At 56.9% G+C, this 3,333-nt stretch carries 5 protein-coding genes and 1 pseudogene; 3 read left to right on the forward strand and 3 right to left on the reverse strand.

The window, feature by feature from the left end; genetic code table 11:
* Positions 1-40: 40 nt before the first annotated feature.
* Both VSS37_RS04430 and VSS37_RS04435 read right to left on the reverse strand, forming a co-directional pair.
* A complete protein-coding gene (locus tag VSS37_RS04430; protein WP_324693479.1) occupies positions 41-766 on the reverse strand; it encodes an IS1634 family transposase in 726 nt (241 codons plus the stop codon).
* Positions 763-1,386 carry a hypothetical protein gene (locus VSS37_RS04435; RefSeq protein WP_138679264.1) on the reverse strand — a complete coding sequence of 208 codons (624 nt, stop codon included), beginning with the start codon at positions 1,384-1,386 and terminating at the stop codon, positions 763-765. The genes VSS37_RS04430 and VSS37_RS04435 overlap by 4 nt, the downstream gene beginning before the upstream one ends.
* 326 nt (positions 1,387-1,712) lie before the next feature.
* On the opposite strand from VSS37_RS04435, the gene VSS37_RS04440 reads away from it, so the two are divergent.
* The 3 genes and pseudogenes from VSS37_RS04440 to VSS37_RS21800 all read left to right on the forward strand — a co-directional run.
* Positions 1,713-1,904 (forward strand): hypothetical protein, encoded by a 192-nt coding sequence (locus VSS37_RS04440; RefSeq protein ID WP_324693482.1) that lies wholly within the window; start codon positions 1,713-1,715, stop codon positions 1,902-1,904.
* A gap of 154 nt (positions 1,905-2,058) precedes the next feature.
* On the forward strand, positions 2,059-2,262 hold the full coding sequence (locus VSS37_RS04445) for a hypothetical protein (protein ID WP_324693483.1): 204 nt from the start codon (positions 2,059-2,061) through the stop codon (positions 2,260-2,262).
* Positions 2,247-2,426 (forward strand): annotated as a pseudogene (locus VSS37_RS21800) (hypothetical protein); the annotation flags it as partial. The gene VSS37_RS04445 and the pseudogene VSS37_RS21800, both read left to right, overlap by 16 nt.
* A gap of 151 nt (positions 2,427-2,577) precedes the next feature.
* Here VSS37_RS21800 and VSS37_RS04450 read toward each other — a convergent pair.
* The gene (locus tag VSS37_RS04450; protein WP_324693484.1) at positions 2,578-2,805 is read right to left on the reverse strand and encodes a hypothetical protein; all 228 of its coding nucleotides are present in this window, start codon (positions 2,803-2,805) and stop codon (positions 2,578-2,580) included.
* Between the last annotated feature and the right edge of the window lie 528 nt (positions 2,806-3,333).

A 3,333-nucleotide genomic window follows, 5' to 3' on the forward strand; every position in this document is an offset into this window, starting at 1 on the left:
AAGAGCGCCGTCCTGGAGAGACAAGGCCAGGCGATCCGATTCAACCCGACGCTGCTGCATTTCGCTGGTCACTACCGCTACGAAGCACGACCCGTGGCGATATACCGAGGCAATGAGAAAGGGCGTGTTGAGCGGGCCATTCGGTACATCCGGGATGCAATCCGGTCTCGAAACGCCCACAGGATTGCGCGAGCATCGCCTCTTCCTGGAGTTGCCGATTCGGCGAGTGGCAATACAGGCAGAGTTCCTTGCCATCCGGGCTCAGCTCTTTTTGGAGATGCAGCAACTCCTCTCCGGCGGTTTCGATAGTCACCGAGCTTGTCTCATCGAACTGGCGCATGCCGCCGCGACGAACCACCAGATAGCGATAGCCGTGCTCGACCAGCCAGGTCACTTTGGCGTCGGTGGCAATTCCGGCATCCATGACCACCAGCGCTCCTGCCGGCGTTGCCAGTCCGGCCAGCATGGACGCCAGCGTGGCGGGCTCGGAGACGTTGACGGCGAAGGTCTGTAAGCGCCTGACGAAGCCACTTCCGTCGAGCACCAGGCCGAGCGTTACCAACGGGCAGTCGCTGCGTTTCTCCTTCGAACGTCCGCGCCTGGCCCGACGATTGTGCTTGGCTTCGCCTTCGAAATAGGTGTTGCTCAGGTCGTACAGGGTGACCGTCTCCTGCAGATCAAAGAGGGTGCGAGCGGTACTGAACAAACGCGTTTCGATCACCTCCCGATGTTTCATCAGCACATCCGAGGCCCGGTACAGACTCATGTGTGACATCGACAGAAAGTCGACGTCGACAACTCGCCGAGGGCGCTGTGCTCCTGCAGCCAGTTCCAGGTCGCCAGTTCAAACCCCGGTTGACCCATTCTCCCGATCACGTTACCAATGATCGACGCCTGCACCACCCCATTGACGCCCAGTTCGTTCAGCGTCTCGAGCAAACCCAACTCGGTCAACGCGTGCAAACCGACATGCTCCACTCCCAGTGACCGCGGCTGCGTCATCTGCAGGGAGTCAACATCGACTTCCTGAAAGTCCGCTGGCGGGCGAGTTTCGCCGGCCGGTTCAGCCACATCCCCGACCGGCCCGGAAATTTCCGAGTCGATCGTCGGCGCGCGTGTAACCAGTTGCTCATGGTAACGCTGGGCCGCCCGCTCGATAGGCTCTGAGCATTCCAGCATCAGGAGGACCACCTGCCCGTGCAGCAACTGCTCGATACGGATGCACAGGACCGGCCAGTCTTTCTGCTGGATCGGAAAATACCGCCCGAGGTTCAACACCGTGACCTGACGGACCTTGCCACCGATGCGCTCGCTGCGCACCAGTCGGTAGGTGAAGTAGCCTTCGCCCGTCGCCTGGTTTCTGGTCCGTGTCTGTAGAATAAACATGCCCACGATCGTACAAAAAAACAAGGGGATCGCCCGAATCTAGCCATATATTATGGCACTATAAAACGTCAGAAATATCGACTATCAGAAAAATCAACAAGTTACAAATTCCCCCCCGCAAAAAGCGCGAAATATGCCTTTCGTGTATTATGAACAGATTAGACCTGCCGTTGGAGTACATTCGCGGGGCGTTGTTCGGAGACACGGGGTTCATCCGTTTCATTCTGACCGAGGATATATCCGCGATGGGCATGACTCTCCATACCCCCTTGCGCAAGAACATGATGGACTCTCGCCCCCAATCGCTCGTCACTCTCAGGGGCTCGGTGCGCCACCGTGTCGAGAGCGTCATCGGACAGCTTTCGGAACGTTTCTCCGCCGAACTTACCGGCGCACGCAAACTCTGGCAGTGGGTGACCCGTCTCTACAGGAATGTCGCCACCCATACCTTGTGCGTTCTGATCAACCAGTCCTTGGGACGACCCCTGCTGGATTTCGAAGGGCTGGCCACGGACTAAAAGGTGCACATCGCGTAGGATAACGTCAGTTCGGGATATCGAAGCCAAAATTATGGCGCTAACCCATTGATGATAAACGGATGAGCGTCAATGTTATCTTGATTAATCGAGTGCACTGCACGAGTTGATCGACCACGTACACGGAGGCCTCATCATGGACGATCTGACCGGGACTTACTTCCGGATGGTCGACTGTTACAAAGCGTTCGAACCTCAACTGAAAGCCCGGCTGCTGACCGATGGCAAGCGCCATCGGTCGAGAAGAAAGCAGCCTGTCCGTGGCGGAGTTGATGACCCGGGTAGTGCTGTTCCATCAGATACGTTACCGACAGTTAATAAATCGTCATCGACGAACTGAATGACCTCTGTCAGATCGAGCACACCAGCCTTCGCTTGCACATCCATTTCGCAGTCAATTTGCTGGCTGGCCTCATTGCCTATTGCCTTATGCCCAACAAGCCCGGGCTACCGCTTCAGGAGTTTCGCCGGTTCTCTCAGTCCCCCAAACTTTTCCCGAACTGACGTTACCCTACGCATCCGCGATCGGATGCACCTGGCTGGGCCGCCACGGTAGTCGCAGGTCGCTCCCGTTGCCCGTGCATTGGTCGTTCCGGCGCGTGCGAGCAAGGGCAGGCCGCGGGTTGCTACCGTCGGCCTTGGCCGGATCAGGCACTCACTCCGGCGGCAGGCTGCGATAGTAAACTGCCTGCAGATAGCGTGCAACTTCGTTGACGTCTTCCCGGTTCCAGCGCAGGGACGTGATTTCCCCCCAGTGACGGACTTCCGACCGCAGACTTTGCCAGTCGGTTACCCGTTTCCTGTCTCGCCAATGCACCTGTTCGTTGTGGCAGGCGATGCAATGCGTCGAGTACAACAACTCGCCGCGACTGGCTGCCGGCAATGGTGGCGCCTCGGCGCCGGCAAGCGCTGCCCAACAGGACAACGAGACAATCGCTGGAATTCGGCGCAGCATAGTTTTCTCCAAGAGTGGTCTGTCGATTCCTTTCAGCATACAGGGATCGGCGCCGGTGACCAAGGTGGTTGCGGTGTTGCGGTCAGGGAACGAAGTGGTCGCCGCCGCACGTCGCGGCGCTGACCCGGCAGTTGCTGCTTGCCAGAACGCTGCCTCAAGCATTTCGCTTCCTTGCCGGTTCCTGATCTGTTTCGATCAGTGCCATCTGACATGCCAATCGCTGAAGTGAACATATGTCGAAAAATATTACAGTCGAATCCAATCAAATTTGCAACTAATTGAAATAATTGATCTATCGCAAATTAAATGGATCGTTCTTCTATTATCCCACCGTTAAATTAATGGAAAGAGGAAAAAATCATGAAGATCAGATTGATCATTACAGCGGCGATCATCGGCCTTGGCATTTCGGCAGCGCTGACTCCCGCGCAAGCCACTCCCGTCAACAGCGACCAG

The sequence above is a fragment of the Candidatus Thiothrix phosphatis genome, from assembly GCF_035668035.1.
GTDB lineage: Bacteria > Pseudomonadota > Gammaproteobacteria > Thiotrichales > Thiotrichaceae > Thiothrix > Thiothrix phosphatis.

What these genes read in the sequence shown, in the direction of transcription:
- VSS37_RS04430 (WP_324693479.1), bottom strand. Translation starts at nt 766, where the DNA reads ATGAGTCTGTACCGGGCCTCGGATGTGCTGATGAAACATCGGGAGGTG.
- VSS37_RS04435 (WP_138679264.1), bottom strand. Translation starts at nt 1,386, where the DNA reads ATGTTTATTCTACAGACACGGACCAGAAACCAGGCGACGGGCGAAGGC.
- VSS37_RS04445 (WP_324693483.1), top strand. Translation starts at nt 2,059, where the DNA reads ATGGACGATCTGACCGGGACTTACTTCCGGATGGTCGACTGTTACAAA.